Raw genomic sequence first — 16160 nt, 5'->3', positions numbered from 1 at the left:
TCACGCGGGCGAGGGCGCCGCGCGTCGCGGTGCCGGTGCGCCACGCGACGGTGCCGGCGCGCGTGAGCACCAGGTCGCCGTCGACGCCCATCGTCAGCCGCACGTCGCCGGACGCGATCGACTCGCCCGCCAGCACCAGGCCGCCCGAGGGCACCCGGTCGGTGCCGGTCGTCTTCAGCGCAGGACCGTCCGTCGTCGACTTCCACACCAGCCGGCCGGCGGTGTCGACCGAGTAGAGCACGCCGTCGGGCTTGATGATCGACCGTGCACCCGGGGAGGCCGCGCCGGTGGTCCACAGCACCGTGCCGGACCCGGTACGGACCTCGAGGGCCCCCGACGTCGCCTGCACGAGCCGGGCACCGGGGTTGCCGGTGGTGCCGGTGTGCCAGAGCACCGGGCCGGACCCGAGCCGCACGGTGACGTCGCCGTCCGTGCCGACGGTCAGCCGGTGCTCGCTGCCGGCGGCGACCAGCGACGCGCCGGCACCGATCGACTGGCCGGTCGTGAGCCGGTCGGACGTGCTCACGGCTGCTGCGGCGACCGGGGCCGGGGCCAGTCCGATGACCGCCAGCAGCGCGGCGCTCGCGAGCAGGATCGTGGCGGTCAGGGTCCGCGAGGCGCGCGGGCGGGGACGGGGCATGGTGGGTCCTCGGTCGGGTAATGGCTTTCCCTCCCGATCGGCCGGTGCGCGCCCGGCCGCTGCCCGCGAGCGGGTGAATCCCGCGACCCCGTGCCACTCATCAGTCTCACTGACGGGCTCGGCCGCGCCACCCAGCGGCTACCCAATCTGCCGGTGCGCCCCCGTGGGACGCCGCGCGCGCCACTCAGCCCGGGTGCCGGTCCGATTGCATCGCCTCCGTGTCCCGCCCACGAGGTGCGGGCACGCCGCTGCTCGCGGACCCGGGCGGCGGCCGGTGCGAGGAACGGGGTCGGACGTATGAGGCACAGGTCACGAACGGTGAGTCGCGCGCTCGGGACGGCGCTCGCCGTGGTGCTGGCGGGCGGTGCGCTCGCAGCAGCCCCGGCGGCCGTGGCCGCCGGCCAGGGGTCGTTGCTGCTCGACCAGACGTTCCGGCAGCAGAGCGTCGCCGACCCGCTGCTCCGGGGGCTCGACGACGCGTGCCTGACCGCGGCCGTCGCGGCGCCCACCACGGGGTCGGACCTCGGTCCGTGCGCGAGCGCCGTGGACGCACCCGCCACCGGGGCGCACCCCGGGTACCTGCAGCTCACGGACGCCGTGCGCAGCGCGAAGGGCGGTGTCGTCCTCGACCGGCCGGTGCCCGCGTCGGCGGGGCTGGTCGCGGAGTTCGACCAGTACCAGTACCGGGACACGTACCCCAGCTCGATGGGTGACGGCATCGGCTTCTTCCTCACCGACGGCGCCCGGGAGCTGACCAACGTCGGGCAGCACGGCGGGTCGCTCGGCTACTCGCAGTCGGGGATGTTCCCGGGGGTGGCCGGTGGCTACCTCGGGCTGGGCCTCGACCCCTTCGGCAACTTCGCCGTCGACCCCGGGGGCACGCGCCAGGGCTGCGACGCCGTCTCGCCGCACGTCGACAAGGTCGGCAACTCGGTGACGCTGCGCGGGCCGGGGGACGGCGTCGTGGGCTACTGCTGGCTCGCGACCACGGCGCTGGCGTGGGAGGACCGGGCGCTCCCGGTGCAGACCACCTCCCCCGAGCAGGCGCGGCGCTCCGTGCGAGTCACCGTCAGCCCGGACGTGCTCCCCACCGTGACCGTCGAGATCGACTTCACCGGCACGCGGCTGGCGTACCAGGAGGTCCTACGGCGCCAGATGGAGCAGGCGCCGCCGGTGACCTACAAGGCCGGGTTCGCGGCCTCCTCGGGCAGTGCGTACGCGACCCACCTGATCTCCGACCTGACCATCCGGACGGTCGAGCCGCTCGGCGCCGTCCACCTGGAGAAGCAGGTGTCGGGCGTGCCGGCGGCGGCGTACCGCGAAGGCGACACCGTGCCGTACGAGCTGGTCGTCACGAACACCGACGAGTCCGCGCTCACCGACGTGGTGGTCGTCGACCCGCAGGTGTCGAGCGACCCGGTCTGCACCATCGCCGTGATCAACCCGGCCGGGTCGGCCGGTGCGTCGCGGAGCTGCTTCACGTCCCTCGTCGTGACGCGCGATGACGTCGTGGCCGGTGAGCTGAGCAACGTGGCGAGCGTGACCGCGGAGAGCGCGATCGGTCCCGTGGAGCACACCTCGGACGTCGTCACCGTGCCCGTGACCGGCTCGGGCGCGCTGACGCTGTCGTCCTCGGCGGTCGTCGACGACGGCGGTGACGGCGTGCAGGCGGGCGACACGATCGCGTACACGTACGACGTCACGAACACCGGCAACGTCCCGCTCACCGAGGTGACGGTCACCGACACGGCCGCAGGAGACGTGGACTGCCCGCCGGGCGTGCTGGCCGTGGACGGCACCACCACCTGCGCCGCGGTGGCCGACCGCGTGGTGACGGCGGCGGACGTCGCAGCCGGTGCCGCCACCAGCGACGCCACGGCTACCGCGTCGGTCCCGGAGGGTGCGGACCCGGTCACCCCGGCGCACGCGGTCCTCGTCATCCCGATCGGCTCGGCCACGCCCGACCTGGTGACCACCAAGGACGCCGACCTGGACGACGTGGACGGCGACGGACTGGCCGGCGTCGGCGAGACGATCGGCTGGACGTTCGAGGTCCAGAACACCGGCACGGACCCGCTGACGGACGTCCGGGTGGTCGATCCCCTCGCGGGGGAGGTGACCTGCACGCAGGCCGACCTGGCGCCCGGCGAGGACACCCCGTGCACGGCGACCGACCGGTACGTCGTGACGGAGCAGGACCTGGCGGCGGGCTCGGTGACGAACACCGCGTGGGCCGTGGGAGTCGCCCCGCCCGGTGCCACCGTGTCCGGACCCGAGGTGTCGGTCAGCACCCCGACCGTCGAGGCCGTCGCCCGGCTCGACCTGGAGATGCAGCCCGTGCTGCCGGCCGGCAGCCCCGTGCAGGTCGGGCACGAGCTCCGGTACGACCTCACCGTGACCAACGCGGGAACGGTGACCCTGGACGACCCGAACGCCTCCGTGTCGGTCGTGGGGCCGGCCACGTGCGTCGCCGACGCGCTGGCGCCGGGCGAGACGACCGCGTGCAGCGCGAGTCCGGGCTACCCGGTGACCGAGTCCGACCTGCTGGCCGGTGCAGTCTCCGCCACCGGCACCGCGACCGCGCGCACGTCCTCCGGGGCGGAGGTGGCCTCCGGCGAGGTGACCGTCGTCGTGCCGACGTCGGGCGCCAGCGCGGCGCTGGGCCTGACGGTGCGCGCCGAGCCCGAGGGCGGGACGCCCGCGGTGGCGGGGGACGGGATCCGGTACGCGTTCGAGGTCCGCAACCTCGGCTCGCTGACGCTCGCGGACGTCGCGGTGCAGGACGACCTGGTCGGGGCGTCGGCGTGCACGACCGCGGCGCTCGCGCCCGGCGACACCGCTGCGTGCGACGGTGACGCGGCGTACGTCGTGACGGCGGGTGACGCGGACGCAGGCGCCGTGACGAACACCGCGACGGCGACCGGGCAGGCCCCGGAGGGCGCTGAGCCGGTGGCCCCGGCGCACGCGTCGGTCTCCACCGACGTCGCCGCCGGGGGTGACGGCGGCACGGACGGCGGCACGGACGGCGGGACGGGCGGTGGCACCGACGGCGGCACGGGCGGTGGCACCGACGGCACCGGCGGCGGTTCGGGCGACGGAACCCAGGCCGGCGACGGCGGCGGTGCACTCGCCGTGACCGGTCCGGCAGTGGCGGGCCTCGCCGGCATCGCCGCGCTGCTGATCGCCGCCGGGGTCGCCGTTCGGCGGGTCCGGGTCCGGGCAGCCGCCGAGTAGCGCAGGTCAGCCTGGCGCCACGTCACCGTCGACGTAGCGCCAGGCCCCTGCGTCCCGGACGAACCGGCTGACCTCGTGCAGCGACCCGCGGCCGTCCGGCCCGCGGTGGTACGCGCGGAACTCGACGGTTCCCGCGTCGTCGAACGGCCCGCCGGCAGCGGTGGCGAGGACGTCCAGCCGGTACCAGCGGACGTCGTCGTCCAGGTCGAGCCGTTCCGGGCGGGTGCTCGGGTGCCACGACGCCAGCAGGTAGCCGGCGTCGCCGACCGCGAACGCGCTGTACCGGGAGCGCATGAGCGCCTCGGCCGTGGGGGCGGGGCGCTCGCCGCGGTGCAGCGGCCCGCAGCACTCGTCGTACGGCAGGCCGCTCAGGCAGGGGCAGCGGGTGGGGGCGGTCACCGGTCCAGTATCGGGCGGGCGGTCAGCGCGCGGTGCGGCGGGCCCGCCGCGGCCGGGTCGTCGCAGCCCGGAGCGCGGCACCCGCCGCGGCGAGGCCGAGGGCCAGGGCCGCGAGCGGGCCGCTCTCGGCGCCGGTGCGGGGCAGCGTGCCGTCCCGCGTGGGGCCGCCGGGGTCGCCCCCGGTGCCGCCGCTCCCGGTGCCGCCGTCGTCGGGGTCGCCGGCACCGGTGACCACCACGGTGACGACCGCCTCGGCGCAGGCCGGCGACACGTCGGCGGCGCACACCCGGTAGGCGAAGGTGTCGGTGCCGGTGAAGCCCGGTGCGGGCGTGTAGACGAGCACCCCGTCCACCAGCTCGGCGGTGCCGTGCGCGGGCGGCGTGGTGACGTCCGGCGGGAGGACGGTGCCCTGGTCGTTGGCGACGACGTCGATCGGGACCGGGGTGCCCGCCGGGGTCGTGGCGTCGTCGTCGACCGCCACGGGGTCGACCAGCACGGTGACCAGGCCGGTGCTGCACAGCACCGGGATGCCGTCGTCGCAGACCGTGTACTGGAAGACGCCCTGCCCGGCGAAGCCCGGCGGCGGCGTGTACGTCAGGGTGCCGCCCGCGAGCCCGGCGGTCCCGCCCGCGGCGGTGGGGAAGACGGACGTCAGCGTGACGGCGTCGCCGTCCGGGTCGCTCACGGCGGGGTCGCCGGACACCGGCGTGCCCACCGTGGTCTCCAGCGCGAGCGGCGGTGCGGCGGGCGGGAGGTTGTCCGGCACGACGTGCACCGTCACGACGGCCGAGGCGCAGTCGGCCGGGTCGGCCGGTGCGCACGCCCGGTACGTGAAGGAGTCGGTGCCGAGGTACCCCGGGCCCGGTGTGTAGCGGGCGGTGCCGGTGGCGGGGTCGACGGACACCAGGCCGTGGTCGGCCAGGTCGGCGAGGTCCGTGGAGAGGAGGGCGCCGTCGGGGTCGTTCGCCAGGACGTCGACGGTGACCGGCTGGTCCACCAGGGTGGTCGTCTCGTCGTCGACCGCGAGCGGGTGGACGATGAGCGTCACCGTCGCGGGCGCGCTGCACTGCTGCGGGACCTGGTTGTCGCACACCTGGTACGTGAAGGAGTCGGTGCCGACGAACCCGGCGGCCGGCAGGTAGGCGAACCGGCCGCCCGGGAGCAGCAGGAGCGCGCCGTCCGCCGGCGACGTCAGCCGGCTGAACCGGAGCTGCAGGTCGGGGTCGGTGCTGCTGCCCGTCACCGTCGAGACGACCGGCCGGCCGACGACGGTCTCCCGCAGCAGGTCGTCGGCGGTCGGCGGGGCGACCACGTCCGTGCCGGGGGTGACCTCCGTGACGACGGTCTCGGAGTCGGCGGTGCCGTCGTTGTTGGACGCGTCCGGGTCGGGGGTGGTGGCCGTGGCGCTCACCGAGTTCACGAGCTCACCGTCGTCCGGGGCGGTGCCGGTCACGGTGAGGGTGACCGTGTCGCCGACCGCGAGCGTCCCGAGCGACCAGGTGACGGCCGGCGGGGCGACCACGCCGCCGCCCGACGCGGTGACGCCGGTCAGCTCGGGCGGCAGCGCGTCGGTGACGGTCACGCCGGCGGCGGCGTCCGGCCCGGCGTTGGTCACGGTGATCGTGTAGCTGAAGACGCCACCGGGGCCGATGAACGCGGGGCCGGTCTTGCTGACCTGGACGTCGGCCGCAGCCGGGCCCACGGGGTCCGCGCAGTCCGGCGCCGGGTAGTCGGCGGGGCCCGGGACGACGAGATCGCGCACGTCCACGTTGGTCACGGAGCCGGCGCCGGTGCCGGGGAACGTCGTGCCGGGCACGTCGACGAAGATCGGCACCAGCGGGGTGTCGCCGTCGAACCCGCCCTGCACGCTCGTGCTGCCGCTGAACACGTACCGGCCGAACCCGGTGACGGACCCGTCGTCGGACAGCGTCGTCGCCGTGAGGGCGGCGGTGGGGGCCTGGCGCCAGGTGCCCTGGTTGACGAACCCGCTGCCCAGCGCGACGAGCCCGGTGCTGCTGGAGCCCGGGCCATTGTTGGTCAGCCCGCCGGTGGCGGTGAGGACGCACAGGTTCGTGAGCGTGCCGGAGCCGTTGACCACGAGGTCACCGTCGAGCGTGGCCGTCCCGGCGTTCCGGAACGGGCCGTTCACGATGGTCGTGCCGCTCGCGGTCAGCGTGCCGTCGTTGACGAGGGACACCGGGGAGTTCAGCGTCGCCCCGCCGGGGAGCGCCAGCGTGCCCTCGTTGACGATCGTGCCCGCCGCGGGGGTGAACGCCCCGGTGACGGTGAGGGTCGCACCCGCCCGGTTGGTCACCGTCCCGGGTCCGTTGAGGGCGAGGCCGGCGAACGTCGCCGTCCCCGCGTTGTCGAGGACGAAGCCCGCGTCGACGGCGATCGACGGCATGGTCGCGGTGCCCCCCGGGGCCACGTACAGCGTCCCCGCGGCGTTGTTGACGTACGCCGGCGCCAGCGTCGCACCCGCCGCCACGCACAGCGTCGCGCCGGCCGGCAGCGTGTTCACACCTCCGACCTGGGCGCCGGCCGCGATCAGCACCACCTCCCCGGCCGCGACGTCCAGCGCGGCTCCGGACGCGGATCCCGTGACGGTCCGGGTGGGGCTCGCGCAGTCGTCCGCGGGTGCGGCCGAGGCGGGAGCGAGGGGTGCCAGCAGCCCGAGCAGCAGCCCGCCCAGGGCGGCCGCCGCCCACCGTCGTCGCGCCGCACTGCCTGACGTCGTCGTGCGCACCGTGCCCCCGGTCCGTCGCCCCGACCCGCGGATCCCCCGACCAGCAGGTCCGCACACGGTACCCAGGGGCGGCGGCCGTGGCGAGGGGACCGGACGGACGTCCCGCACCCGCGCGCCGCCGACCGCCATCATGGTGCGCGTGCCGACCCAGCCAGCAGACGACGAGCTCGAGCTCATCCGCCAGTCCGGCGTCGCCCTGCGCGTGGGGCGTCTCAGCCTGTCCGCGGGCACCGGCTCCTACCGCGTGAAGTCGTCCATGGCCCGGGTCGCCCACGCGATCGGCATCGAGCGGCACGCCGCGCACGTCACGCTGACGGAGATCACGGCCACGTCGCACCGCGGGGCCAGCTTCCGCACGGAGGTCGCCGAGGTCCGCTCGGTCGGGATCAACGCCGACCGGCTCGCCGAGCTGGAGACCCTGGCGGGCTCGCTCGCCGCATCGGGCCGCCGGGCGACGGTCGAGGAGATCACCGGCGAGCTCGACCGCATCGAGCGCAAGCCGCCGCTCTACCCCGTCGTGGTCAACGCGCTGTGGGCGGCGGTCGCCTGCGCGGCGTTCGCGTTCCTCAACCACGGCGGACCGGTCGAGATGGCCGGGGCGTTCGTCGCGGCGTGGCTCGGCCAGCTCACCCGCCGGCTGCTGCTGCACCGCGGCCTCAACCAGTTCGGCGTGACGATGGTCGCCGCCGCGCTCGCGTGCCTCGCGTACCTGGGGCTGGTGTCGGTGCTGCACGGGTCGGGGGCCACCGAGGTGCGGCACGCCGCCGGGTACGTGTCCGCCGTCCTGTTCCTCGTGCCGGGGTTCCCGCTGGTGACCGGCGGGCTGGACCTGGCCAGGCTCGACTTCTCGGCGGGGCTGGCCCGCCTGACCTACGCGCTGATGATCCTCACGTCCGCGGCGCTCGCGGTCTGGGGCGTCTCGATCGCCGTCGGGCTGTCGCCGGACGTGGAGGTCGCGCAGGCGATCGCCCCGGCGGCGCTGCTGCCGCTGCGGATGCTCGCGAGCTTCGTGGGCGTGCTGGGCTTCGCGCTGATGTTCAACAGCCCCTGGCGGATGGCGCTCGGCGCCGCCGCGGTCGGCATGGTCGCGAACACCGGCCGGCTGTACGTGCCGGAGGGCGTCGCCCCGCAGGCGGGGGCGGCCGGCGCGGCGCTGCTCGTCGGGCTGCTCGCGGCGTACCTGGCCCCGCGGCTCAGGGTCCCGCGCATCACGGTGTCCGTCCCGGCCGTCGTCATCATGGTGCCGGGGGTCTCGGCCTACCGCTCCGTGTTCTCCCTGTCGAACGGCGACACCACGCAGGCGCTGGCGTACGGGGTGCAGGCGGGGCTGGTGGTCGTCGCCCTGTCCGTCGGGCTGGCCGTCGCGCGGATGCTCACCGACCGCGAGTGGGGGTTCGAGCGCTGACGTCCGCGGTGCTCACCCGCGCTTTTGGCGGACGCCGCGGGTGCCCGGTACTGTGGCGCAGTCTGGAGACGTCGCATAGCCAGGTCTAGTGCGCGACCCTGCTAAGGTCGTGAAGGGGCAACCCTTCCGTGGGTTCAAATCCCACCGTCTCCGCTTCCACGAGGGCCCGGTCATCACGACCGGGCCCTCGTCGCGTCCCCGGACGCGTCACCGCCGCCGCTACAGTCGCTCGCACCGGCGCCGCGACGGGGCGTGCGCCCGGGTGCGGAGGGGCACACGTGGACGCGGACGTCATCGTGGTGGGCGGCGGGCTGGCCGGGCTGGTCGCGGCGGACGAGCTGGTGCGCGCCGGCCGGAGCGTGGTGCTGGTCGACCAGGAGGGCCCGGCCGACCTCGGCGGGCAGGCGTACTGGTCGTTGGGCGGCATCTTCCTGGTGGACAGCCCGATGCAGCGCCGGTTCGGCGTCCGGGACTCCCTCGACCTGGCGTGGCGGGACTGGCGGGGCAGCGCCGGCTGGGACCGCCTGGACGGTGACCTGCCCGAGGACGCGTGGGGCGTGCGCTGGGGCCGGGCGTTCGTCGAGTTCGCCGCCGGTGACGCGCTGCCGTGGCTGCACGAGCGCGGGGTGCGGTTCACGCCGGTGGTCGGCTGGGCGGAGCGCGGCGACGGCCTGCCCGGCGGGCACGGCAACTCCGTGCCGCGGTTCCACGTGCCGTGGGGGACCGGGACGGGGATCAGCGAGCCGTTCGCCGACCGGGTGCGCGCGGCCGCCGCGGACGGACGGCTGACGCTGCGGTTCCGGCACCAGGTCGACGGGCTGGTCCGGACCGCGGGCGTCGTCACCGGCGTGCAGGGGACCGTCCTCGCCCCCGACGACTCGCCTCGCGGGGTCCGCAGCAACCGCACCCCGGTCGGCGGCTTCACGCTCACGGCCTCGGCGGTCGTGCTCGCGACCGGTGGCATCGGCGGCAACCACGAGCTGGTGCGCCGGTGGTGGCCGGACCGCCTGGGCACGCCGCCGCGCACGATGCTCACGGGCGTGCCCGCCTCGGTCGACGGCCGGATGCTCGACATCGCCGACGCCGCAGGCGTGCGCCTGGTGAACCGCGACCGGATGTGGCACTACACGGAGGGCATCGCGAACTGGGACCCGGTGTGGCCGGGCCACGGCATCCGGATCCTGCCCGGGCCCTCGTCGCTCTGGTTCGACGCCCTCGGGCGGCGGCTGCCGTCGCCGGGCCTGCCCGGGCACGACACGGTGGGCACGCTGCGGCTGCTGCGGACCGACCCCGACCTGCAGCCCTACGACCACTCCTGGTTCGTGCTCACCCAGCGGATCATCGAGAAGGAGTTCGCGCTGTCCGGGTCGGAGCAGAACCCCGACATCACCGGCCGGGACTACCGGCTGCTGCTGCGCACCCGGCTCGGCCGCGGCGCCCCCGGACCCGTCGAGGCGTTCAAGTCCCGCGGGGAGGACTTCGTCGTCGCGGGGACCCTGCCCGAGCTCGTCGCCGGCATGAACGCCCTCACCGACGAGCCGCTGCTCGACCCGGCGGGCATCGAACGGCAGGTGCGGGAGCGGGACGCCCAGGTGCGGAACGCGTACGCCAAGGACGCGCAGGTGCTGAGCATCCGGAACGCCCGCCGGTACCGCGGGGACCGGCTGCTGCGCGTCGCCCGCCCGCACCGGGTGCTCGACCCCGCCGCCGGGCCGCTGATCGCCGTGCGGCTCCGGGTCATCACCCGCAAGACGCTCGGCGGCATCCAGACGGACCTCGACGGCCGCGCGCTGGACCGGGACGGCGAGCCGGTGCCCGGGCTGTACGCGGCCGGGGAGGCGGCGGGCTTCGGCGGCGGCGGCGCGCACGGGTACCGGGCGCTCGAGGGGACGTTCCTCGGCGGCTGCCTGTTCACCGGCCGGACCGTCGGGCGGGCGCTCGCGCGGGCGCTCTGAGGCGGACCGCCTGCGACCACAGGTGCCACCGCCGGACGGCACCTGCGCGCGACGTCCCGACGACCGCGCTCACGGAGGCTGGGAGGATGCGTCGCATGGACGGCAACCCGGTCGACGACGTCACCCCGCCGCGACCGTCCCGCGTCGACGCGCTGCTCACCCGCCTCGGGGTGGTCGGCGTGCCGGCGCGGGACGCCGCGCTCGCGGGGGTCGTCCTCGTGGTGACCCTCGCGATGCTCGTGCTGCTGGTCAGCCCGGCCGCCGCCGGCGAGGACGTGGTCGTCACGCACCGCGGCGCCCTCGTCGCGCTCGGCTCCGCGCAGGCCGTGGTGCTCGCGCTGCGCCGGACCCGGCCCGTCCTCACGCTGGCGCTGGTGGTGCTCGCGCAGATCGGCGTCGTGGCGTCCGTCCCCACCGACCTGTCGATCCGCGGGCTGGCACCGCTCGTCGCCGGCTACACGATCGGGACCCTGCTGCCGACCCGCCGGGCGCTCGCGGTGACCACGGTCGCCGTCGTCGTCGAGACCGTCGGCTCGGCGCTGGCCGCGCCCGGCCCCGGCCCGCTGGGGCCGCTGCTGCTCCTGCACCTGCTCGGCTCGGCCGTCAGCTACCCGGTCGCGGCCCTGGTCGGGTCCTCCGTCGCGACCCGCCGCCGCTACCTCGAGCTCGTCCGGCTGCGGGCGGCCGAGGCCGTCCGGGCGCAGCACGCGACCGCCCGCGCCGCCGTCGTGGCCGAGCGCGCCCGGATGGCGCGGGAGCTGCACGACGTCGCCGCCCACCACCTCTCCGGCATGGTCGTCCAGGCGGCGGCCGTCGAGCGGCTCGTCGACCCCGATCCCGCCGCCGCGAAGGCCGGCGCCGCGTGGATCCGCGCGCAGGGCAAGGAGACGCTCGACAACCTGCGCCTGGTGGTCGGCGTGCTGCGCGAGGGGCCCGACGCGAGCGACGGCCACGCACCCGTCCCGGGCGTCGCCGACCTCGAGCACCTCGTCGCGACGGCCCAGGGGCTGGGCGCCCGCGTGGACCTCGAGCGCACCGGCGGCGAGGCCGCGCTCGGCCCGCTCGCCGACGTCGCGCTGTACCGGGTGGCGCAGGAGGCGCTGGCCAACGCCCGGCAGCACGCCCCCGGCGCCACGGTGGGCGTGCGGCTGCGCGTCGACGACGCCGAGGTGGTGCTGGAGGTGCGGAACGCGGTGGCGCCGGCGGCCCCTCCTCCCGCGGGCGGTCGTCAAGGCGTCGGGCTCGTCGGGATGCGGGAGCGGGCGGCGCTGGTCGGCGGGACGCTGTCCGCCGGTCCCACGCCCGACGGCGGGTGGTCCGTGCGCATCGTTGTGCCGCGCGACCGCGTGGCGGGGACGTCGGGGACGTCGGCACGGGTCGAGGGGGAGCGCGCATGATCCGCGTGGTGCTGGTCGACGACCAGGCGGTGGTCCGGGCGGGGTTCCGCGTCATTCTCGAGCAGGCCGGGGGCATCGAGGTCGTCGGGGAGGCGGGCGACGGGCGGTCCGCCGTCACCGAGGTGCGCCGGCTCGCCCCCGACGTCGTGTGCATGGACGTCCGGATGCCCGGCGGCGACGGGCTCGCGGCGACGCGGGAGATCCTCGCGGGAGCCGGGTCCGTGCCCGCGGTGCTCGTCGTCACGACCTTCGACCTCGACGAGTACGTGTTCGGCGCGCTCGAGGCCGGCGCCAGCGGGTTCGTGCTCAAGGACACCGAGCCCGACGACCTCGTCGCCGCCGTCCGCCGGCTCGCCGCCGGCGACGGCATGGTCGACGGCAGCGTCACCCGCCGCGTCATCGCCGAGTTCGCACGCCGCACACCGGTCGCCGTGGGGACGGGCGGCTCGGCCGGCCTGGTCGACCGGCTCACCGCCCGCGAGACCGAGATCGTCGAGCTGCTCGCACGCGGGCTGTCGAACGCGGAGATCGCACGCGAGCTCGTCGTGGAGACCAGCACGGTGAAGTCGCACCTCGGGCGGGCGATGGCCAAGATCGGGACGCGGGATCGGCTGCAGACGGTGGTCTGGGCGTACCAGCACGGGGTCGTGCCGCGGTGACCTCGACGGGGTGTGACGGGGGCGACGCGGGCCCGGTTTGGGGTCGGGGCCTCGGACCTGTATTCTCGTCTGCGGCCCTTCCGGGGGCCACGCGCCCGTAGCTCAATGGATAGAGCATCTGACTACGGATCAGAAGGTTGGGGGTTCGAGTCCCTCCGGGCGCACAGCGCACAACCCCCGTCCAGGTAACCCTGGGCGGGGGTTCCTGCTTCTCCGTGGCGATCCCTCGATGTGAGCCTCCGGGGGCGGGCCATCCACGACGTTCGCCCCCGCGAGGCGCGTGACGAGTGGAACCGGCGAGCTCACGAGTGGTGGTGCGCCAAGATCCGGGCCGCCGTGACGAGCGACGAGCTGAGCGACGGGCTGGACGTCGACTTCGCGTCGGCACAGGTGCATAGCTTCAGCGCCGACGTCGTCGTGAACCCGGCGTCGCTGGGTCCGGCGACGCAGCGGCTCCGATGCCGTCCGCACGGCGGAAGCGTGGGCGCACTACGTCTCGTCGCTGCCGGGATCCGGAGCGGAACCGGTGCCGGTGTCCACAGCCTGACTCGTCTCGCCGGCCTGACGGGCGCGACGCCGCGCGACCGGTCGTGCTCGACCCGGTCGCAGCACCACCTCCTGCTCTTGCCACCACCGCTCGAGCGGATGCCTCGTATCCACGTGGAACAGCCAACCCCGTCGTTCCTCCACGAGACAGGTACCACTGGAACCGGGTTCGCGAACACCTCTCGACGTCGGTCGTGGACGAGGCGGATGACGCGCGACGTCCGAGGCGAGCAGACGCGAGCGTCTCGTCTCGTGCTCGGTCGAGCTCGGCGACGGAGGCGGACGCGCCCGGTCGGGACCGGACCCCGCGTCAGGGACGCGTCGGCGACGCGAGCCGTCGCGCCGCCTCCACGACGAACCGGCGGCGCCGGATCCGCTCGCCCTGGTCGTCGGTCCCCGAGCCGGTGATCATCTCGGCGAGCTGCGGCACGGTGCTCCACCACGCGGCGAGAGCGATCAGCGCGAACACGAGGTGCGCGGGGTCGAGGCCGTCGTCCAGGAGGCCCTCGCGCTGGGCCGCGGCGAATCGATCGACCTTCTCCCGGTAGTGCTCCGTACGCGCCTCCAGCTGAGCGGGGCGGCCGTCCTGCAGCCCTTCCCACTGGAGCAGTCGACCCAGCTCGGTGTGCGTGGAGTGGTAGTCGTACGTCGCGCCGGCGAACTCCCCGACATCGTCCAGGCCGGCACCGGTGATCTCGACTGCGGCAGCCAGGCGCTCGAGCTCGGTCGACAGCACGAGCTCCCACAGCGCGCGCTTGTCACCGAAGTAGCTGTAGAGCCGCTCCTTGTTGACGCCGGCGCGCGTGGCGATGGCGGCGACAGTCGTGCCGTCGAAGCCGTGTGCGGCGAACTCGGTCAACGCGGCCTCGCGGAGCCGGCGCCGTGTCCCCTCGGTGTCCCAGGCCATCGCGTGAGGTTACCAACTGCGTCGTTGCGGTTGGCCGATCGCGTCGGTATTCTCCAACCGCATCGTTGGAGTTGGAAAGGACACGTCGATGGACGCGAGCGAAGTACTTCCCCGGTCGGCGCTGCCGGGCTCGGGTCTGAGAGCACTGGTGACCGGAGGGAACAGCGGCATCGGGTTCGAGATCGCCCGGCAGCTGCTCGAGCACGGAGTCGAGGTGTGGATCGGTGCGCGGGACCTGGCGCGAGGGCAGCGCGCTGCCGTCGAGCTGGGCGGCACGGCGCGCGTCGTGGCGCTCGACGTCACGCAGCCCGCGTCGATCGCTGCCGCGGTGGACCTCGTGGGCGACCTGGACATCCTGGTCAACAACGCGGGGATCAACCCCGGCGCCGAGGACATCGTCGGCACGGGGCTGGAGCAGCTGCGGACCGCGTACGAGACGAACGTCTTCGGGCTCGTGGCTGTCGCGCAGGGTTTCCTGCCCGCACTCCGGCGGTCCGCGCACCCTCGGATCGTCAACATCTCCAGCGGCACCGGGTCGCTCACCTGGAACAGCGGCCCCAACCCGCAGTTCGACTGGGAGCAGGTCCAGGGTGGCGGCCTCGCGTACCGGAGCTCGAAGACCGCGGTCAACGCGATCACCCTCCTGACCGCACAGGCCCTCGGTCCGCAGGTCAAGGTCAACGCCTTGGCGCCCGGACTGCCGCACGAACCTCCTGCCCGGGATGTCGGTGGGAGGCGACCCGGTCGAGGCCGCGACTGGCGCGGTGCGCCTCGCGCTGCTGCCGGATGACGGGCCGACCGGAGCGCTGTGGTCGTGGGACGGCAGCCGCGCCCCCTGGTAGGGCACGTGGTCGAAGATTCCCGGGCGCCCGGTCAGCCGAGGGCGAAGGACCCCGTCTCGCTCTGCCCGATCAGGACCCCTCCCTCCGCGCGGACCGCGAGGATGTCCTCCGGGACGGCCGCCGCCCAGATCCGCTCGCCCGTTCCGGGCTCGTACGCGGCCAGCTCGCGCCGCCCGGAGCCGGGAGCGCGCTCGCTGCGCAGGAGCGTGACGCCGTCGGTCATCAGCTGGTCGCCCGCCGGCGATCCGCCCTCGGTCGACCAGAGCTCGGCACCGGTGGCGGCGTCCACCGCCCACACGGTGCTGTTGCTGCTGCCGTACAGCACCCCCTGGAGGAGGACGAGGTTCGTCTGCGAGCGCCCGTGACCGGGGCGTTCCCAGCGGACCTCGCCGGTGCCCGCGTCCAGCGCGCGCAGACGTCCTCCGGAGCTGCCGTCGAGCGCGTCGAGCAGCAGCACGTCCGGGACGGTGCCGTCGTCCGGTCCGATGAACCGCGGCCGGCCCCAGGTCGGCGGCGTGCTGGTCCCGTCGCCGTCCGGCAGCGCGGAGCGTGTGCCCGACCGGATCTCGACGAGCCGATCGCCTCGCGCGACCACGAGCTCCGGGGCGCTAGCCCGGACGGCGCCGGTGTCGACGTCGAGCGCGTGGTCCCCCGACGCCCCGTCGAGCAGGACGTGGCGTCCGGAGGCCGAGAGCCGGCTGCCGGGCGGGTTCGGACCGAACCGGTCGGGGACTCGTGCGTGCCACCGGGGCGCACCAGTGGTCAGGTGGGTGGCGACCACGTCGAGCACGTCGCCGTCTTCGGTGGCGACCACGAGGGCCTCGCCGGCGATCACCGACTCCGTGCCGGCGCCGAGTGCGCGCTCGCTGGTCACGGCTCCAGCCGACAGGTCGATCCCGACGAGTCGCGTGCTGGTCCCGCCGGGCTCCGGGGCGGACGAGCCCGTGACGACGCACCACAGCGTCGCCCTGCCCTGCTCGCCACCTCCGCTGCTGCAGGACGGTGCGGCTGCCGGCGTACCGCCGTCCGCGGACGGCAGATCGACGCGCCACGCCTCAGTGCCGGTCGCCGGCTCGACCGCCGTGACCGCCACCCGTGCGCCGTCGGTGACCGCCCCGGCGACGAGGCCGTCCTCGGTGCCGACGCCGTTCACCAGGACCGGCAACGAGTCCCGGGAACCCCAGGGGATCGCGTCGAGCGGTGGCGTCACCGTCTCGGCGATCACCCCCGGCGTCTCCCGCAGCCGCTCGAGGGCGGCCCGGTCCTGCGCCGCCGATCCGGCCTGCCAGGCGACGAGCCCGAGTGCGGCGGCCGCCGGCACGGGCCACCCGCGGCGCAGCCAGCTCGCTTTGGCGCGCGGGCGTCGCGGCGCGTCGCCTTCCTCCCGGCGGGCGGCCGCCTCCTCCTCGAGGTGCACCTCCGCCATCCGC

The 16160-nt window shown here is 75.4% G+C and carries 10 protein-coding genes and 2 tRNA genes; 8 read left to right on the top strand and 4 right to left on the bottom strand.

The genetic code is table 11. From position 1 onward, the window contains the following. The first annotated feature begins 958 nt into the window (after positions 1 to 958). Positions 959 to 3874 carry a DUF7507 domain-containing protein gene (locus ACWPWW_RS09800; protein WP_454050126.1) on the top strand — a complete coding sequence of 972 codons (2916 nt, stop codon included), beginning with the start codon at positions 959 to 961 and terminating at the stop codon, positions 3872 to 3874. A gap of 6 nt (positions 3875 to 3880) precedes the next feature. Here ACWPWW_RS09800 and ACWPWW_RS09795 read toward each other — a convergent pair whose 3' ends face one another. Continuing rightward, positions 3881 to 4273 carry a YchJ family protein gene (locus ACWPWW_RS09795; RefSeq protein WP_454050125.1) on the bottom strand — a complete coding sequence of 131 codons (393 nt, stop codon included), beginning with the start codon at positions 4271 to 4273 and terminating at the stop codon, positions 3881 to 3883. 22 nt (positions 4274 to 4295) lie between these two features. Continuing rightward, positions 4296 to 7019 carry an Ig-like domain-containing protein gene (locus ACWPWW_RS09790; RefSeq protein WP_454050124.1) on the bottom strand — a complete coding sequence of 908 codons (2724 nt, stop codon included), beginning with the start codon at positions 7017 to 7019 and terminating at the stop codon, positions 4296 to 4298. Positions 7020 to 7158: 139 nt separating this feature from the next. Here ACWPWW_RS09790 and ACWPWW_RS09785 point away from each other — a divergent pair, with 139 nt between their 5' ends. The 6 genes from ACWPWW_RS09785 to ACWPWW_RS09760 all read left to right on the top strand — a co-directional run bounded on the left by ACWPWW_RS09785 (position 7159) and on the right by ACWPWW_RS09760 (position 12599). After that, positions 7159 to 8424: a threonine/serine ThrE exporter family protein gene (locus ACWPWW_RS09785; RefSeq protein ID WP_454050123.1), complete on the top strand. Its 1266-nt coding sequence runs from the start codon at positions 7159 to 7161 to the stop codon at positions 8422 to 8424. Between the two features lie 64 nt (positions 8425 to 8488). Further along, a tRNA-Ser gene (locus ACWPWW_RS09780) sits at positions 8489 to 8577 on the top strand. Between the two features lie 125 nt (positions 8578 to 8702). Then, positions 8703 to 10379 (top strand): FAD-binding dehydrogenase, encoded by a 1677-nt coding sequence (locus tag ACWPWW_RS09775; RefSeq protein ID WP_454050122.1) that lies wholly within the window; start codon positions 8703 to 8705, stop codon positions 10377 to 10379. 95 nt (positions 10380 to 10474) lie between these two features. After that, a complete protein-coding gene (locus ACWPWW_RS09770) occupies positions 10475 to 11776 on the top strand; it encodes a sensor histidine kinase (protein ID WP_454050121.1) in 1302 nt (433 codons plus the stop codon). Beyond that, complete coding sequence (locus ACWPWW_RS09765; RefSeq protein ID WP_454050120.1) at positions 11773 to 12435, top strand: response regulator; 663 nt, start codon at positions 11773 to 11775, stop codon at positions 12433 to 12435. Before ACWPWW_RS09770 ends, ACWPWW_RS09765 begins: the two co-directional genes overlap by 4 nt. A gap of 91 nt (positions 12436 to 12526) precedes the next feature. After that, positions 12527 to 12599 (top strand) — tRNA-Arg (locus ACWPWW_RS09760). Between the two features lie 692 nt (positions 12600 to 13291). Here ACWPWW_RS09760 and ACWPWW_RS09755 read toward each other — a convergent pair. Continuing rightward, complete coding sequence (locus ACWPWW_RS09755) at positions 13292 to 13888, bottom strand: TetR family transcriptional regulator (RefSeq protein ID WP_454050119.1); 597 nt, start codon at positions 13886 to 13888, stop codon at positions 13292 to 13294. Between the two features lie 88 nt (positions 13889 to 13976). Between ACWPWW_RS09755 and ACWPWW_RS09750 the strand changes: the two genes are divergently transcribed. Next, positions 13977 to 14678, top strand: coding sequence for an SDR family NAD(P)-dependent oxidoreductase (locus ACWPWW_RS09750; RefSeq protein WP_454050118.1), 702 nt, complete (start codon positions 13977 to 13979; stop codon positions 14676 to 14678). Between the two features lie 83 nt (positions 14679 to 14761). Here ACWPWW_RS09750 and ACWPWW_RS09745 read toward each other — a convergent pair whose 3' ends face one another. Next, entirely contained in the window at positions 14762 to 16156 is a 1395-nt protein-coding gene (locus ACWPWW_RS09745; protein WP_454050117.1) for an outer membrane protein assembly factor BamB family protein, read from the bottom strand. Between the last annotated feature and the right edge of the window lie 4 nt (positions 16157 to 16160).

It is taken from the genome of Cellulomonas sp. Marseille-Q8402 (assembly GCF_965119525.1).
Note: the sequence above shows the minus strand (reverse complement) of the source record. Positions and strands in the feature narration are given on the sequence as shown.